Origin of the sequence: Paenibacillus tarimensis, from assembly GCF_021532315.1 — a bacterium.
GTDB lineage: Bacteria > Bacillota > Bacilli > Paenibacillales > Paenibacillaceae > Paenibacillus_I > Paenibacillus_I tarimensis.
In genome coordinates, this window is the sequence record NZ_JAKGAO010000007.1 from 137,924 (window position 1) to 155,603 (window position 17,680).

Genomic DNA, 17,680 nt, shown 5'->3' on the forward strand with positions numbered 1-17,680 from the left:
TGCGGCCCGGGACTCCCTCTTCCTCTTTATCACGGCAAAACATCAGATCAGCAGATTGAAAAGGAACGAATCCTTGTTCAGCTCCTGGAACTGCAGTCCTTTACTGCGCATGCGCGCCATCAGGGGCTCGTAGTCTTCCTTGTGCTTGAGCTCCAGGCCGACGAGGGCGGGACCGTTGTCCTTGTTGTGCTTCTTCGTATATTCAAATCGGGTAATGTCATCATGCGGGCCGAGCACATCGTCGAGGAACTCGCGGAGGGCGCCTGCCCGCTGCGGGAAGTTGATCATAAAATAATGCTTTAATCCCTCGTGAATGAGCGACCTTTCCTTGATTTCCTGCATCCGGTCGACATCGTTGTTGCCGCCGCTGACCACGCAGACAACCGTCTTGCCCTTGATCTGCTCACGATACTGCTCCAGTGCCGAGATGGTAAGCGCGCCCGCAGGCTCGGCCACAATAGCGCTGGCGTTATAGAGATCAAGAATGGTGGTGCAGACCTGGCCTTCCGGAACAGCGACAATATCATCCAGGAATTCCTTGCACAGTTCAAAGGTGAGGTCCCCGACCCGCTTGACGGCGGCGCCATCCACAAACTTCTCGATCTGCTCCAGCGGTGTCACGGCGCCGGCTTCCAGTGAGGCTTTCATTGACTGGGCGCCTTCCGGCTCGACACCGATCAGGCGGGTGGAGGGAGCGACATTTTTCACATAGGCACCGACCCCGGCAGCCAGACCGCCGCCGCCAATCGTTACGAACAGATAGTCGGGCAGCGTGTCCGCATCTTCAATCAGCTCAAGCCCGATGGTGCCGTTGCCAGCAATAATCTTCGGGTCATCGAACGGATGGATGAAGGTCATGCTCTCCTTCCTGCTGACTGCAATTGCCGCTGTATACGCATCATCGTAAGTGTCGCCGACCAATATGACCTCGACCTGTTCACCGCCAAAAAACTTCACCTGCTTGACCTTCTGGCGCGGGGTGGTGCTTGGCATGAAGATCTTCCCCGGTACGCCAAGTGTCTGGCAGGAGTAGGCCACACCCTGTGCGTGGTTGCCGGCGCTTGCGCATACGACTCCCTTGGCGAGCTCCTCCGGCTGCAGGCTGCGCATCATATGGAAGGCTCCGCGTATTTTGAACGACCGGACAACCTGCAAATCCTCTCTCTTCAAGTACACCTGACAGTCATAGCGCTCGGACAGCACTCTGCTGTGCTGCAGCGGCGTCCGTACGACGACCTCCTTCAACTGATGCTGGGCCATAACGATATCGCCAAGCCCCACTCCGTCGCGAATGCGGGCATGCTCCTGATCCTTCATCCCGTTCTCTCCTTTCCCGACCTTTAACAGGTCCTGTCCAATTCTGATTCTATCGTCAAAAAGCCAGCTTAAGCCGCTTGAATAAATCGACCGATATAAGGTATAAAATCCCGTCTAACAAGTTTTTTTTGCGAGTTGATGTCCTCTAATCGACACAAAAAAATCCCGTCCAAAGGGACGAGATTGACTCGCGATACCACCCTGGTTCCGTATGCTTGCAGGGCCCAACTTTAGGTAACGGGCTGGCTGCGCAGGATATACGGCTCCTCATTTAACGTATTGGAACGTTCTCCCGCTAACGGGGGATGGCCGTCCGGGCTTGCCGCTGAAGATGAACGTTCGTTGCCTGTGGTCAGCTGGAGTGGGCCCGGATTCTCGGAGATGATATAGCATCAGAAGCTAGGATCGGCTTTCAGCGGATGCGCCGACTCTCTGGGCGAAGCGTTGCTGATGTACCTGTTCTCTTCACCGAATCGTTATTTAACAGATTACTTAGATTAGTATTGTTATACCGCTGGCGCGTGCAAATGTCAACCGCAGGGATACCCTGACTAAAGGCCCGGCTAACAAAAAATGAAGGTCGGACGATGTCGAACTATGATAAAATAGAGAAAAATGAATCCTTTGGGAAGGGACTGGCGGATGAGACGGCAGCGCAGCGGGGAAGAAGGCTTCACCCTTATTGAGATTATGCTTTCAGTAGTCATATTATCTATCGTCGGGCTGACGATGACAGGCTTTTTTGCCCAGTCGCTAGCCAATGCCAAGGGGAATCAGAGCAAGACGGTTATGGTCAATCTGGCGCGCAATGCGCTGTTCTATATTGAGAAGCAGAGCTTCGACAAGCTTGCCGGATACTTTGACCTGCGTGACGAGGCGGAGCATCATCCTTCGCTGACATCAGAGCTGTGCCGTCCCGCCGCATGCAGTGTTTATTCGGCGCTTGTCGACCACCCGGAGGTGCTGGCAGCGGTGCTGAATCCTACGGTGAACGGGATCACTTATCAGATTATGATAGAGTATCAGGACGGCCTGCATAAGCAAATGAGAGATTCGGCGGACAGGAAGGCAATTGCGCCTTACCTGATTCCGGTGAAGGTGACGGTCAAGAATGCGGCAGAGCCGGATAACAAGCGCGGCTGGACTGAGGTGGAGGGATATATTACCGATGAAGCGATTCGTTAACAGAGCGGCCGATGAGCGGGGGTTTACACTAATTGAGCTGATCGCGTCGCTCACGCTGTTGTCGGTGGTGCTTGGTGTTATATACGGCTCTATTACCTTTGGAATCAATGCTTATAACAAGATTAGTATAGAAAACTCGCTTCGCGATGAAGGAGATTTAATTATGTCCTCCATTATGACGGAGCTGTACACGTTTGGCCCGGATGAGCTTGAGCAGCTGGACGGAAGCGGGACGAAGATCGCGCTGCGGCTGAACGGGAATCCGGGAGTGGAGCACCAGTTGTATATCGCGCCTAACGGGGAGAACAGAGGAGCGCTGTTTATCGAGGAAGCGGTCGGGCGCCGGGAAATCCCGGTTCAGGCAGAGGTGGTCCCGGTTTCTGCTGAGGAACCCCGGGGTTCCAGTATCAAGCTGAGCTGCCCGGCGGGAGACGCCTGCAGCAGCGGACTGCTGGAAGTCAGGCTGCTCCTGCGCCATATGCACGGGAATGAGCCTATGGAGCTGGAGCTGGTCAGCAAATTCGGTTTTTAGGGAGAACGGGGGAAAGGCTTTTGAGGCGGTTGAGGGAAGAGGGAGGATCGGCCTTCCTGATGGTCATATTCATGATCCTGCTCTTCATGATGCTGGGCATGGCCGTGCTAAGCGCTAGTATCGGCGGAGCTCACCGTACAGAGAAGAGTGAGGATAATGTGCAGAGTCTGCATCTCGCGGAAAAAGCGCTGAACGAAGCGGCGGCGCATATCGCTGCAGAATATAATGGCAAGGAAATGGCTATCCGGCCCGCTGAGCTGATGGCGGAGCTGCAGGATTTTGTCAAGGCATTCAACGACAGGGCTGTCGGTACGGACTTAGAAGGCGCAAGCGGCCTCATTGAGTCGATCGTTTATACAGGGGAGGATCTGCAAGCAGATGAGCAGAAGCTCGATTATTACCTGAGGGTGACGGCCAAGACGGAAGTGAATGGTTCAGTCCGGAGGCTGTCGCAGGAGATTGTGCTGGATACATTCCCGGATTTTCTGCGTTACGGGCTGGGATCGGAGGAAGGGGATGTGATCCTGAACGGCTCGCCATATCTGGCAGGCAATCTGTATGTGGGAGATGAGCTGAAGCTCAGCAGTATGGCCGGCTACCGGTATTTGGGCCAGGAGCTTGCTGTACAATCGCAGTTCCCGTATCTGGCTCAGCAGGGAGGCCAATACGGCGAAGTCTATGTATCGGCAGTGGATCGAATCAAGCACCGTGAGGACCGGGTAAGCATCTATGTGCCGCTGAGCGATCCTGCGCATATCACCCGTTATCTGCATAGCGAGCCGAGCCGTATCAAGCTGAAGGATAACAAGAAGTTTGTCTCCATTGATGTGGAGCAGTCCTTCCTGGACAAGGCTGCCTTAACGGCCGGGGATGACCAGAATGTGCGGAACGAGCTGGCCTCCAGGTACGAGGGAAGTATGAAGAAGCAGGATAATATGCTGTCCATACTTAACGAACGGTTCAAGGAGGATGGCAACGGAGACGGCAGCCCGGACGGAGAGGGATGGCTAACGCCGCCGGTTATGCCTGAGCTTGCGGAGCCTACAATAGAGGATGAGGAGCGTTATGCGGCGGAGGTGCGCAATTTTGCGGCTAAGCTGGAGAGCTTGGCCAAGCCGGTAATCGTCGAAGGTCCGCTCAAGCTGGGCGATGATTACAAGCGCATCTATTACACAGATAAATCGGCGGGCAATTGGCTTATCGTGAACGGCGACCTGATTGTGGAAAACTACGAAGACCAGTTCGTTACCATACGCGGCAACATCCTGGTGACAGGCGATATAATTATCAAGGGCAAGCTTGCGGTGGATGCGACCATGATCGGGCTCGGCAAAACAGAGGTTGTCGATGCACAGATCAGGGGGATTGGCGGCAAGCAGCTGCTGGTCCTGATCTCGAAGGGACCGGTCGATGTGTACCGTTATGACGCATTTCAGCCTATTACAGAGGCCTACAGCAGGGAAGATGACTATACGCTGGATGCCTTCTTCTACACAGATGCTGAAGCGGAGCTGTACGGAGTAGGATCGACCTTCTGGATGAATGGCGGCTTCTTTGCCCGCGGAGACATCACGATCAATGCAGTCTTAGGTTCGACAAAGGCGGTTGAGGGAGAGAGGTCCCTGCAGTTCGATGCCCGCAGCCAATCGGCGATACCTGGCGAACAGTCCCGATTTGTCATTGATTATAATCAAAATGTCTTCACAAGTCAGAGCACCGGCCTGCCGCGCGTCAAGAAGGTCAAGGTCACCATCGGCCGCAAGTGGCTGGAAAGCCAGTAAACAGATGAGAGCCAGCAGCTGCAGGGACGCGGCGCTGGTTCTCTTATTGGCAGACGACCTGCCCGCAATTAAATGTATGCGTTTACAAAAAAGTGTCATTAGAGTACTTTGAAGTTCATAAAGTGTTAACAAAGCCGTTATATTCAACATTTAATGCGTTGGCTCACTAGGAGGGTACGAAGTCCCAAGAGCATCCTGGAATATCCTTCAAAAGGAATAAATCTATTGATTTTAATAGGTCTTTGTCTTATATTCAAATCAGAGTAAAAGGACGAAATATTACCAGACGTTCTTAACAAGAAGTTGCTAATTTAATGATTAGCGGAGAAATCATCTATCTAGGGCAAGAAATCCTCGAGGGGACTGATAGAGTTGAGTTTTCTGGGGTTTATGTTTTTTTCCACAATTGAAGGCTTGGCAATCTATGCTTTTGCCCTCTATGTTTTCAGAATGGATCTTCGGAAGTATATATGGCATGTATTAACGATGATCTTACTCATTACATTTCAAAACTATATTACTAGGGATATGCTCGAACTCTCCCAGCTCTCCACAGTTGGCAACTTAATTGTAACAGCTTTATTCTTCAACACTATCATTAGAATCCCGATGATCTGGTCCTTAATTATGACAGTAACCGGGTTCATAGGGCTAGGAATAATACAAACCCTAATCATATTCGGGTCCTTTGGATATTTTTCTATTGAAGAAGCAGCGGCACATGCATGGAAAACCTATACCATTCAAGGTGTTACCGGAGTTATCGGTTTTCTTATAGGTTGGGGGCTTTACAGGAAAAGACTTGGCTTTACTTTCGATTTCGACAATATAGTAATTAAAGGCGAGAGGCTTTTTGTCATTACGATTATCGGATTATTCATTCTTGCTTGGATCGGCATGGTATTATTTGAAAATGTTTATTTGAATCTATTTGGCCTGTTAATAGCCTTGTTGATCTTTCTGGTATATTCAATCAAGAAGGAATTGGCTGAACGATGACAATCTATGCTGTCTCTATGCGAATCGCTGAATCCATAAAGAAGGCGGCACCCGATCATCCCGCAAGTGTAGAGGTTCTACGGTATTCTGTTTCCTTTTTGATCAATACATTTTTAATCATATCGTTCACACTCTCAATTGCTTGTATTACAGGGCGACTGACAGAAGCCTGCATATCCTTATTTTCCTTTGCTTTATTAAGGCAGGTTTCTGGAGGATATCATTTAGGCTCAGGTATGTGGTGTATTCTGCTCTCTACCTTGCTATTAACCGGACTGACTTTCGTTGAATTCCAACCGCAGATCATAGATACTATGAATGTTGTTAGTGCGGTTCTTGTTTTAATTTATGCGCCATCTAGAATTGAGCGGCAAACCAGGATATCAGCCAAGCATTTTCCTGTACTAAAACTGGTATCATTCTGGATTGTAGCATTAAGTTTCTTAGCAGGAGATTCAGTCTTAACTGCTACCTTGTTCGTTCAATCCCTATCATTGATAAGAAGACTATAAGGGAGAGGTGAAGCCTGTGAAAAGTAAAGTTTTTTACAGACTTGCGACAATCTTAGCTGCTCTTGCAGTTGCAGTTGTATCGTCAGCTAGCTGGATGTACTTTCACCAAGACGAAACGCCGGAAGAATTGCTGAAATAATTATGGCGGGGATGGGTTAAATCATGCTTTTGTCTCTGACTCATGACATTGACGGAAAATCTGGATTTGTTCATGTCGAAGCGGACGATCTCTTGTACATATCCTATGACAGCATGACTAACCGTGTATCGTTCCACACCTTAGACGACGAATACTTCGCCATGGGCACGCTGAAGTACTTTATTGAGACGTTCCTTCACTCGGGTTATGTCTTCGATAAGGTTGACCGCAACAATGCGGTTAATATGCAGAAAATTACGCTGGTCGACGAAAGGATGGGTCTCGTTTACTTTGATGAAAGACCCGACCGAAGATCCAAGAAATGCACAGTAGCGGTTTCCAACTTCAAGAATATTATGCTTAAGCTGAAGTCCTTCAACCCGGATATCGCTGTACTGCGCTAAGAGATAACAGGTACTGCCTGAGTAGGCGGTACCTGTTTCTTTTTATGGTCCGTTACATGAATTCTATCTGCTGTAAACTCGCAACCTTTGCGGATTTTCGTCGTCTAATAGGTGGCTGGATGAATATGTAAAAGATTGTGGGATGGTGATGAAATGATCAGGAAGTTAAGGGTATTGGTCATCTGTTGGATCGCTTTCTGTCTAATTCTTACGGGACAAGCGTCACTGGCGCAGGCGAAGCCGGGGTCAGAGCCAGCATCGGCATCAATTGTGCTGAACGGAGCGAAGCTTGAGATGCTGCCGGGTGTCACCATCCCGATCGTAAGCGGCAATGTTATGATTCCGATCCGTATGGTTGTGCAGGGACTAGGTTATGAGGTGAAGTGGCAGCGGAATGAGCAGAAGGTGACGGTGTTTGCGTCAGGCAAGACCATTGAGATGACGATCCGAAGTGAAGAGGCATTGGTGGACGGAGCGGCCAAACGTATGGCGGCTGCGCCGATAGTAATCTCGGGTACTTCATATATTCCTCTGCGGTTTGTCGGGGAGGAGTTAGGTCTTAGGGTAGGCTGGGATAACAAGAGCAAGACGGTGTCGCTTGATACGGTAATGCCTGCAGAACCGGAGTTGGATCTACCGACTCATGATCCGGCGGTACCGGCAGCTCCGGGGGTGCCGGGCGGTGCGGCTCCTGTACAGGTAGAGGCGATCAGCTATGCGGATAACCGGTTGACCGTGTACACCAGCGCAGCGGTAGAGCCGAAGATCTTTACAATGACAGGTCCGGACCGGATCATTATGGATATATCCAATGCGGTATTTTCCGCTTCGCTTGCGCAATCGGTCGGGACCGGCGGACAGGGAGAAATCGCTGTAAATGATGCTTATGTGAACCGGATTCGTTATTCCGTATTCTCTAAAGACCCGGCAGCCGTCCGTATTGTTATAGATACCGCGCAGGTTATCCCTTATGAGGTGCTCAAAGGGCAGGAAGGCGGCTCTTACATCGTTATCGACCTGAATGCAGGTATAGCTAGCGCACCCGCTCAGCCGATTGGCCAGGATGGGAAGAAGCTGGTCGTTATTGATCCGGGTCATGGAGGCTCTGATCCTGGTGCGGCAAGTGTATCGGGCAGGAGGGAGAAGGACTTTACCTTATCGTTATCGCACAAGGTTGCTGAGCTGCTGTCGGCGGAGCCGGGCGTTGATGTCATTATGACCCGCAGCGATGATACGTATGTAGAGCTCGGCAGCCGCGGGACTATGGCTAACGCGCTTCGTGCCGATTTATTTCTATCTATACACGGCAATTCTTTTCCGCAAAACCCCTCGGTCAGGGGGACAGAGACTTATTACTACAATGAAGCTTGCAGGCCATTCGCCGAGCTGATGCACAGGCATCTATTGGGAGCAGCGGGTTTCCCCGACCGCAAGGTGAAGAGCAAGAGTCTGAAGGTGCTGCGGGATGCGACTATGGATGCCCTGCTGCTCGAAATCGGCTTCCTCTCGAACTCGGCGGAGGAGGCGGTCATGTTCGATGAGTCCTTCCAGTGGCGTGTTGCTCAGGCTATTGTGGCAGGAATCATGGAGCAGCTGCAGATGCGGCAGGAACAGGAACCGCTGCAGGAGCAGATGCCGCTGCCAGGGATGTAAGGGGTCAAAATCAAACAGGGAAGCGGATGCACTGCCCCTTCCCTGTTGTGGCGTTGCTTCACTTACTGTTCGGTCAGGCTGCGCAGCGGCACGCTCTGTTCGGCCTGAGGCTGATCCAGCGGAAAAATTCTCGCTGTCTCGGTTTCCTCGTCCACATGCTGGATGTATACCTGTTGTCCGTTATAGGTCACATTAGCCATTACGGGGGAGGCAGCAATTTCCTGGGCACGATAGATGTCCATTCTGTTATTCCCTTCCATATGGAGTATTGGCATAATGTGCGCGAATCGCAGCGTAAATATACTGGCTCCTGCAATTATCATGAACTCATTTCCTTGGGGCAGCAGAAAAATAACGCCATCCTTGGCCTATCGGCTTGGGATGGCGTTATTTTTGTAAGCTCATGATGGTTTATCAGTACACATCACCGCTGTACAACGGTTCAACTTTCACTATCATACTGGCCCGGATTTCCGGTCTTGAAGCATCGGGACGATAGATAGCCGTAATGATGGTTGAGCCCCGCTTTAGACCAGTAATTATGCCTGAATTTGTAAGACTTACAATACCGGAATCACTGCTGAGCCACTTGACCCCGGGCAGAATGCGGCTGCGCATGGATGCTGGAAGCACCTGCAGATCCGGCCCCAGAGAATGGCTGCTTCCTTGTGTGATCGTTCGGCTTGCCGGCAGGCGAAGCCGGATGACGGTGCCCTCATACTCAGCTCTGAAGGCAGCGCCAGATGTCGTCTGAATATGGACAACAACGGTTACGCTCCCGGCATCATTGCCGGTCAAGCTGGCTGTTTGAGGGTCGGCAGGCGGGCTGCTTAGTGAAGCGGTCCGCGCAGCTTCCCCTTCCTTCAACGTCCATCTGATGCTTTGAATGCTGCCTGGCGGCAGAGGACTGCCTTGCCACTCCAGCCCCAGATTAATCGTCTCTCCTATGCCAAATGCATCATGCCCGGTAATGCGGACGCTGCGGTCGTTAATGACAACTGTATGCTCGGCTGTAATTTGGTCACCGGATGCAAGAACGCCGGTAACAACTACGGTTACGCTGCCGGCTTCCACTGCTTTTAATGTACTTTCCAGCCTTTCAGTGCCGGACGTCAGCCTGGCCTTGGAGGCATCCGAAAGTCCCTTTAAGGACCAGGTGACGGACTGCACCATAGCAGCTGGCAGCATAACTGGGTTTCCTTCCGTATCGATCCATTCCGCGCGAAGCCCGATCTGCTCGCCCTTGCCGGTCTCGGACGGACCGGCGATCCGCAGTCGGGGATTGACGATTGTGACGCTGTGCTCGTCAGAGTAGGTATGCTTCACAGCGCCGGTGGCGAGATCATAGGTCGTTGCCTGAACGACGACTGTTACGGTACCGGCCTTCGTGCCGGTCAGTTTGCGATCCCAGACACTACCGCTGTCCGCCTCGGCAATCGCCGCTTTCGTGCTGTCTGCCTCGTTCTTGAAGCTCCAAGTTACCGAATCAGCCTGAATCGTCTCATTCGCTGTTTGTCTTAGTACGGCCTGCAGCGGCAGGGCAGAGCCTACCGTCACGGTATTGCCGCCATTAATGCTAAGGCCTGTCTTCACGACATTTATGGCTGCTTGCGCGGTCAGGCCGCTTACAGCATCCCGTACGGTTACGATAGCTGTACCGGGTGCGATGCCTTTCACAGTCCCGATCTCATTGATCTCGAGTACGCTGCGGTTGCTGGACTCCCAGGTGAAGATGGGAGAAGTAGCGTCTGCCGGACTGTATGAAGGATGCAGCGGCAATTCTTCGCCAACAGCTATCTCTGAGCCTGCGAGCGACAGCTTGTCGATCATCGTGATGGCCTGGAAGCTCAGGGGCTGGAAAGGAACGGTGATCGTTTGGGTCTCGCCAATATCCCGGAAGGACACCCGCGATTGATCCAATGTATAGTTGCCGTTGTTGACGGCTCTAATGCCGACTTCGAAGCGGATCGGTTCAGCCGTGTACATGCTGCCGTCCTCCGAGAGTTGGTATGTTACATCGGGCAGAGTGCCGCTGATTGTATAGCCGGAATCTATACTCCCGGAGGTGCTCATCCATGAAGGCAGAGTGGTTATCTCAATGCCCTTAGGCATGGTCTCGCGGAAGGAGACTTGATGGATGACAAGCTTATGCGGCTCCGTTGTAGAGTGTGCAGGTATGGGCATAGGCGTCAGCTGATAGTGCACGGTCAGCGGATCACCTTTTTCGGCCACCGGGCTTCCATTGCCGTCCGCACTTTCTCTCAGGCCTGACATGTGCCGGCTGACGGTAAGATTGGTTTCGATCTTCTTGATCTTGACCGGCACTTCCTTGATGGTCTTGGCTCCTTTCTTATCGCGCGCAATCACCTCTACGGTTAGATCGCCGCCTTGGGGCAGCGGATTCGTGAATGTCTGGGTCACGGTGGAGCCTGATAAGACATCCGCCTGCTGATACTTGCGCACAATTTGCCCGTTGTATTTGAAGTTAACCTCAACATATACGCGTGGGTCGGCCAAATCCCAGTCCTCAGGCTTGAAGCTTACTGCGATTCTCTGATAAGACGGAATATAATTGTCTTCCAGTTCCGTATAGGGGCGCGGCGTGAAGACAGTCAGCTTCGGCGCATGGTTCGAGCCGATGAACGCCCGGTACATAGTATTGACGAACAGCTTTTCTTCCCAGTCGGGAAACGGGTCCGATAAGTAGCTGGTCTGGCTGTTCAGGAAGACGTGCCCGCTGCCCGAATAAGTGACATTGCCTTTGGAATACGTGTAGTAATGATTCCAGCTGTCATTAGGGTCCCGGCTTCCGCCCGAAATGTTATACCAGCTGATAATACTGTCATCCTCCAGATCGAGGGTGAAATATTGATTGTGCGTTCTGGCAACCGAAGTGGCTGCATGGCTGATATTGAACGGATATTGCGTGAGCAGCCCATCATTGACCTTTACGGTAGTCGTCGATGTCCTGGGGGCGGTTAGTCCCAGGTTGGTCTGTGTTCCCCTCTGCCCGGTCGTATCCTGGAAGTAGCGAATCCAGTTATTGTTGTCTCCAAAGACGGTGTCATGTGTGAACATAACGGCCTGGCCGGTGCCGATGAATGCGTTAACGGCTTCCGCCGCGGCATCGCTAATGCCGGAATAACGGTTGTATTCGTCGATAAATCCGAAGATCAGCATATCGTACCGGCCGTTCAATTCCCGATACCCGCCGCTGTTAAATTTGTTAAACTCCGTCACGTCGATATGAATCTCAAATTCGCCCGCCTTCTTCAAGTAGGACTGCTTCAGTGTGGCGTCCCGCTGCAGGGAGCTGAACAGCTTGCCGTTTGGCATGACCTGCAGCACGTTAACGACGGTCGTCTCATCCTTGAAGCGGATCACACCGCTCTGAAAATCCTTAAGCCTGCTGTTCTGGTCCACAAGCTCCAGCTTCCAATAGTGGACACCGGAATAGCCCTTGGGCAGACGGTAGGTCAATTCGCCTTCTGGCCCGGTTACGGGTGTGGATGCTACCATCTGGTCGGGTGTGAACCGCAGCACCTGGTCCAATCCGATATACAGGTTGGCTGTTAGCCTCCGCTGGCTGAAGTCGGGGATATTGGCGGCGTTAAACTTGAAGGTGAGCGTATTGCCTGTGCTGTGAATGTAATCAGGATTCACGTTGTAATCAATGGGCCGCTCGCTTAGGACCAGCTTGGGCCGCTGCCGCAGGATTCGGCTATAGTTGTCCTCAGTCAACAGGCCGGCCAGACGGATGAGCCTGTCCTCGTTAATAAACAGAACATTGTCCCGGGCTTCTGAAGGCTTGCTGAAACGGCTGAACGTATTATAGAGCTTGCCCTTCTGTGGACTCTGGTAGAGAAGGCCGCTGCGCTGACCCGCATCACTGTAAAACATGACCAGCAGACCTTTATTAATATAATGCTGAATGATCTCATTGGCCTTAAGCTGGGTGATGTCGTTCATTACATTCCGGGTATCATGCCAGCTCTCCCGGTTGGAAGAAGTTGTGACCGGAACAGTCTCCGGATTATAGCTGCCTTTGCCGATATAGATAGCATCATATTTGCCGTCCAGATCCCCGCGGAGTGCGACGAACCGTTTCATGCTCATTGTCTCTACCTCAATATAAGGGACGGGACTGAGAATGGTTTGAATATCGGAGCTCCCGGTGTCAGTAATCTCCAGAATCTTGACGGGATGGTGCTCGGTCAGCTTGAAGCCGGTACATGCCCCGGCTGAGGTTTTGCTGGCGGCAAGCGGATAGGTGGTGCTGTCTAGCGACTTGTCCGCGCACACATATTTATTTTTGGAATCGATAAGGGATACCGTACCGTCTGTGTGATGGACTAGTGTGAACTGTTCCCGGGCTCCTATACTCGATGCAGCAGCTGTAAGCCGGCTTGAAGTGGAACTGACGCTCACATATTTGCCGTTACTCTCGGACTTTAGGGCAATACTGCCGCTGCTTAGCATGCTGAGTTCAAAAAGCTCGGCTGCCGCAGCATCCGTTGTGCTGGTGGATACGGCTGCTCCGTTACTGGTTATGGTTACGTATTTGGCGTTTATCTTCGCTTGAAGGGAGACAAGCTTACCTGTCCCGGCATGCACCTGACGCTCGCCAATTCCTGTGACTGCAAAGGCTGTGAAAATCATGCTGAGCGCAACTAGAAGGGTAAGCGGACGGTTGAACGTTCTTCTTCTCATGGAGTGCCTCCTATTTCGGATATCTCTATGATAACGAATTCCAATATGCATAGACATAGTATAAAAGGACTAATAATAGGTGTATATACTCACGTGCTTGTAATATGGCTGTAAGAATTGTCGAAGACAAATTAAGATACAATATTTTTGGTTATTGTCTTGTCATTAGCGACATTGTATAATGATCCTGATAAAGATGACCAAAATGGAATATAATCATATTCGACAATTTACTACAAAAAAATTCACTTAACACAGATCTTACAAAATTCTAACACATTCTAAATATTAGGTAGTTAAGACTAGTTTTCGAGGGGGTTCATTCCCGGCTTGTTAGACCGTTGTTAAAAGGTTAGAGGTAGGGGGACGGCAAATGGCCATCGTGAAGAAAAGGCTGGGCGACCTTCTGGTGGAGAGCCGGATTATTTCGCAGGAGCAGCTGCAGGAAGCACTGGCAGAGCAGAGCAAGTCGAAGCAGAAGCTGGGTGACCTGCTCATAACCCAAGGCTACATAACGGAGCAGCAGCTGATCGAGGTACTGGAATTTCAGCTGGGCATTCCGCATGTCAGCTTATACAAATATCAGATAGATCCTACGATTACTCAGATTATTCCGGAGAGCTTGGCGCGGCGTTATCAAGCAATACCGTTTCATAAGGAAGGCGGCAAGCTGATGGTCGCGATGGCGGACCCTCTGGATTATTTTGCCATTGAGGAGCTCCGCATGAGCACAGGGTTCAGAATTGAACCCGCTATCTCAAGCAAGGATGAGCTTCAGCGCGCCATAGCACGTCACTACGGCCTGCAGGATTCCATGAGCCAGATGATGGTCGAGCTTCCCAATCAGGAAGAGATCCGGGAGACGGAGATTACAGATGAGGACTCTCCTGTCGTGAGGCTGGTTAACCAGATGATTCAGCAGGCTGTGCAGCTGCAGGTTTCTGACATTCATGTGGACCCGGGGGAAGCCAATGTCGCTATCCGCTACCGGGTTGACGGCGTGCTTCGCACCGAGCGGATGATTCCAAAACAGATGCAGGGCTTTATTACTGCACGGCTCAAGATTATGGCGAGACTGAATATTGCGGAGCGGAGACTGCCGCAGGATGGTCGGATTAAGATGCAGGTGGATTACAGGACAGTCGATATTCGGGTATCGACACTTCCTACCATCCATGGTGAGAAAATCGTGCTCCGGATTCTTGATCTGAGCATCGGTGTGAAGGCGCTGGATCACCTAGGCTTCGGTTCACGTAATCATCAAGCGTTCAAGAGCATGATCGAGAAGCCGTACGGCATCATTCTCATCACAGGACCCACAGGCAGCGGCAAGACGACTACGCTTTATTCGGCGCTGCATCACCTGAATCAGGAAGGTGTCAATATCATGACGCTGGAGGACCCGGTGGAGTACCAGCTGGAAGGGATTAACCAGGTGCATGTAAACCCGGGAATCGGACTTACTTTTGCCGCAGGGCTACGCTCGATACTGAGACAGGACCCGAATATCGTGATGGTCGGTGAAATCCGTGATACAGAAACGGCCGAGATGGCGATCCGGGCTTCGCTTACAGGGCATCTTGTATTATCTACACTGCATACGAATGATTCGATCAGCACCGTTACGCGTTTCCGTGACATGGGGGTCGAAACCTACCTGATCGCTTCTTCACTGGTAGGCGTTGTAGCCCAGCGGCTTGTCCGACGGATTTGTCCGGACTGCAAGACTGCCTATGAGCCTAGTGAGCAGGAAGCTATTTATATGAAGAGCCGCGGAATCACAGCTGACAAGCTGTACAAGGGAACCGGCTGCGGCAACTGCAACAAGACAGGCTACCGCGGACGGCTTGCTGTCCATGAAGTGCTGGTTGTAGATGACCGGCTGAGGCAGCTGATTGCACAAGGAGCGACAATTCAGGAGCTCCGGGAGGAAGCAAAGGCGGCTGGCATGGTTCAGCTTATGGATGATGGTCTGGAGAAGGTGAAGCTTGGCGCGACAACACTGCAGGAAGTGCTGCGCGAGACGGTATCAAATTGACAGCGGAGGAGAAGGTATGCCTCATTACATCGATGAAATAGCCGGGGGACAACAAGAAGACAGGGAGCGGTTGACAGCTCTGCTGCTAGCTGTGCATGAGGCAGGGGCATCCGACCTGCATCTGGCGGCCGGGTCGCCTCCAGTCATGCGTCGGCACGGGCAGCTTCAGCGAATAGGGCAGCAGCCGCTGACAGCTGAGGCAATCAGCGGAATAGCGAGGGGGCTGCTTGAAGGGAAGCAGTGGGAACGATTTTGGGAGCTTGGAGAGATGGACTTTGCCTGGAAGCTTGAAGGTATATCCAGGTACAGGGTTATTGCCTACCTGCAGCGCGGACAGGTCAGCTTGGCGATCCGGACTATCCCGTTGGATATCCCTACACTGAGCTCCCTTGGCCTGCCCCCCGTTGTGGAGACGTTAGCTGGGAAGCCGCACGGACTGGTGTTGGTGACCGGCCCGACAGGCAGCGGCAAATCATCAACACTGGCAGCGATGATCGACCATATTAACGGTACTCAGAAGAAGCATATCGTAACACTTGAGGATCCGGTGGAGTTCGTGCATCCGAACCGGTTGTCACTGATCCAGCAGCGTGAGGTGGGTCAGGATACCGGCAGCTTTGCCAGCGGACTGCGGGCTGCATTGAGGCAGGACCCGGATGTCATTCTTGTCGGAGAGATGCGTGATCCGGAAACTATAGGGGCTGCGGTTACGGCGGCCGAAACCGGACATCTGGTGCTCGCAACGCTGCATACAACGGATGCGCCGCAGACAATTGACCGGATCATTGATGCTTTCCCGGCAGAGCAGCAGGCTCAGGTTCGAGGGCAGCTGGCAGCTGTACTGGCGGGGGTTATATCCCAGCGGCTGCTTCCCCGCCCGGATGGGTCAGGCCGCTGCTGTGCAGTCGAAATTATGATTAACACCCCGGCAGTCGCCAACCTGATTCGCACCGAGAAGAATCATCAGATTCGCAATGTGCTCCAGACAGGGCGGGCACAAGGAATGATTACGCTCGATATGTCCGTGCAGGAGCTTCTCCGGCAAGGCCTGGTTGAACCCATGGCCGCTAAGGCCTGCCTGACGGAAGGAGCGGTCTGATGCCGGAGTTTGCCTATCACGTCAAGAGTGCTAGCGGCAAGCAGCTCAAGGGGCGAATGTCTGCTATGGACAAGTCGTCTGCGGTGGAGGAGCTGCGTAAGCGCGGACTTATCGTACTGTCACTTGATGAGAAGCGGAAGACGCTGCTGTCGACGGAGATTTATATCGGCAACCCGGTCAAGCCGCAGCATTTTATTATCTTTTGCCGGCAGCTCGCCACCTTGATCCGCGCAGGCGTTACGATCGTAGAAGCTTCCAGCATATTGGCCAGCCAGACAGAGAGTAAGCCGCTGAAGAAGGCGCTAATCGAAGTTCATGCCGGTCTGATGCGTGGTCATGCCTTCTCGCAGACCGTGCAGGAGCAGAAGAAGATTTTCCCGGCCATCTTTACGAGTATGATACGCGCTGGTGAGGAGACGGGTGATCTGGATGGGACGCTGGACAGGCTGGCGCGGTTCTTCGAGAAGCAGCATGCCACCCGGGAGAAAATCAAGTCAGCCCTCACCTACCCGATTGTTGTTGGTGTGCTAGCGCTCGCTGCGGTTGTGTACCTGCTGATTTCGGTTGTGCCGCAGTTTGTCCAGATGTTCGAGTCAATGGATGCAGAGCTGCCCGCGATAACGAAGCTGGTTCTCTCGCTCAGCAACAGTGTTGTCGATTACTGGTACTACTGGGTACTGACGGCAGTGGCATTGCTCTCGGGCCTGTTGTTGATGAAGCGGAGCGACAAGGGGGCTTACTGGCTGGATTATGCCAAGCTGAAGATTCCGGTATTTGGCAAGCTGGCCCAGAAGGGCGCAATCGCGCAGATGTCTCGGACCCTTGCGTCGCTCTACGCGAGCTCGGTCCCGGTTCTGCAGTCGCTTGCGATTGTTGAGGAAGTGGTTGGCAACAAGGTGATGGGACGCTATATCAGGCGTTCCGCTGATTCTCTTCGGCGGGGAAATCCGTTATCTGATCCGCTGAAGCAGGCTTGGGTATTCCCGCCGCTTGTGACCCAGATGATTGCGATTGGCGAGGAAACAGGCTCGCTCGACCAGATGCTGGCGAAAGTAGCGGACTTCTACGAGGCGGATGTGGACAACACCGTTGACCGGCTGAAATCACTGATCGAGCCGCTGCTGCTGGTCTTCCTGGCGGGAGTCGTCGGCCTGATCGTCGCCGCCGTTATGCTGCCGATGTTCAGCATGTACGAGCAGATGAGCTAGCAGAGCGGCGCGGGGCAGGGCAGGAATAGGAATTGTAACATGGATTGGAAGTATGAATTCGTTTGGACCGGACTTATAAGTCTGTTCAATTATATAAGAGAGG

14 protein-coding genes are annotated in these 17,680 nt (G+C 52.3%); 11 read left to right on the plus strand and 3 right to left on the minus strand.

Annotated elements, in window-relative coordinates:
- Positions 1–42: 42 nt before the first annotated feature.
- On the minus strand, positions 43–1,317 hold the full coding sequence (gene ilvA, locus L1N82_RS07320; RefSeq protein ID WP_235286734.1) for a threonine ammonia-lyase IlvA: 1,275 nt from the start codon (positions 1,315–1,317) through the stop codon (positions 43–45).
- Between the two features lie 642 nt (positions 1,318–1,959).
- Between ilvA and L1N82_RS07325 the strand changes: the two genes are divergently transcribed.
- From L1N82_RS07325 to L1N82_RS07360, 8 genes are all read left to right on the plus strand, one after another.
- A complete protein-coding gene (locus tag L1N82_RS07325; RefSeq protein WP_235286735.1) occupies positions 1,960–2,502 on the plus strand; it encodes a PulJ/GspJ family protein in 543 nt (180 codons plus the stop codon).
- Entirely contained in the window at positions 2,486–3,034 is a 549-nt protein-coding gene (locus tag L1N82_RS07330; RefSeq protein WP_235286736.1) for a prepilin-type N-terminal cleavage/methylation domain-containing protein, read from the plus strand. Before L1N82_RS07325 ends, L1N82_RS07330 begins: the two co-directional genes overlap by 17 nt.
- A 20-nt stretch (positions 3,035–3,054) precedes the next feature.
- Positions 3,055–4,815: a hypothetical protein gene (locus L1N82_RS07335; RefSeq protein WP_235286737.1), complete on the plus strand. Its 1,761-nt coding sequence runs from the start codon at positions 3,055–3,057 to the stop codon at positions 4,813–4,815.
- Between the two features lie 372 nt (positions 4,816–5,187).
- Entirely contained in the window at positions 5,188–5,814 is a 627-nt protein-coding gene (locus tag L1N82_RS07340) for a hypothetical protein (protein ID WP_235286738.1), read from the plus strand.
- Positions 5,811–6,326 (plus strand): accessory gene regulator B family protein, encoded by a 516-nt coding sequence (locus tag L1N82_RS07345; protein ID WP_235286739.1) that lies wholly within the window; start codon positions 5,811–5,813, stop codon positions 6,324–6,326. The genes L1N82_RS07340 and L1N82_RS07345 overlap by 4 nt, the downstream gene beginning before the upstream one ends.
- A 16-nt stretch (positions 6,327–6,342) precedes the next feature.
- A complete protein-coding gene (locus tag L1N82_RS07350) occupies positions 6,343–6,465 on the plus strand; it encodes a cyclic lactone autoinducer peptide (RefSeq protein ID WP_235286740.1) in 123 nt (40 codons plus the stop codon).
- 23 nt (positions 6,466–6,488) lie between these two features.
- Positions 6,489–6,869: a LytTR family transcriptional regulator DNA-binding domain-containing protein gene (locus L1N82_RS07355; protein WP_235286741.1), complete on the plus strand. Its 381-nt coding sequence runs from the start codon at positions 6,489–6,491 to the stop codon at positions 6,867–6,869.
- A gap of 153 nt (positions 6,870–7,022) precedes the next feature.
- Positions 7,023–8,522: an N-acetylmuramoyl-L-alanine amidase family protein gene (locus tag L1N82_RS07360; protein ID WP_235286742.1), complete on the plus strand. Its 1,500-nt coding sequence runs from the start codon at positions 7,023–7,025 to the stop codon at positions 8,520–8,522.
- A gap of 62 nt (positions 8,523–8,584) precedes the next feature.
- Here L1N82_RS07360 and L1N82_RS07365 read toward each other — a convergent pair whose 3' ends face one another.
- Entirely contained in the window at positions 8,585–8,764 is a 180-nt protein-coding gene (locus L1N82_RS07365; protein WP_235286955.1) for a small acid-soluble spore protein H, read from the minus strand.
- A gap of 172 nt (positions 8,765–8,936) precedes the next feature.
- On the minus strand, positions 8,937–13,232 hold the full coding sequence (locus tag L1N82_RS07370; protein WP_235286743.1) for a DUF5057 domain-containing protein: 4,296 nt from the start codon (positions 13,230–13,232) through the stop codon (positions 8,937–8,939).
- 373 nt (positions 13,233–13,605) lie between these two features.
- Between L1N82_RS07370 and L1N82_RS07375 the strand changes: the two genes are divergently transcribed.
- From L1N82_RS07375 to L1N82_RS07385, 3 genes are read left to right on the plus strand one after another with little or no spacing between them, the layout of a single operon-like run.
- On the plus strand, positions 13,606–15,270 hold the full coding sequence (locus tag L1N82_RS07375) for a GspE/PulE family protein (protein WP_235286744.1): 1,665 nt from the start codon (positions 13,606–13,608) through the stop codon (positions 15,268–15,270).
- A 16-nt stretch (positions 15,271–15,286) separates the two neighbouring features.
- On the plus strand, positions 15,287–16,369 hold the full coding sequence (locus tag L1N82_RS07380; protein WP_235286745.1) for a type IV pilus twitching motility protein PilT: 1,083 nt from the start codon (positions 15,287–15,289) through the stop codon (positions 16,367–16,369).
- Positions 16,369–17,577 (plus strand): type II secretion system F family protein, encoded by a 1,209-nt coding sequence (locus tag L1N82_RS07385; RefSeq protein WP_235286746.1) that lies wholly within the window; start codon positions 16,369–16,371, stop codon positions 17,575–17,577. The genes L1N82_RS07380 and L1N82_RS07385 overlap by 1 nt, the downstream gene beginning before the upstream one ends.
- The last annotated feature ends 103 nt before the right edge of the window (positions 17,578–17,680 follow it).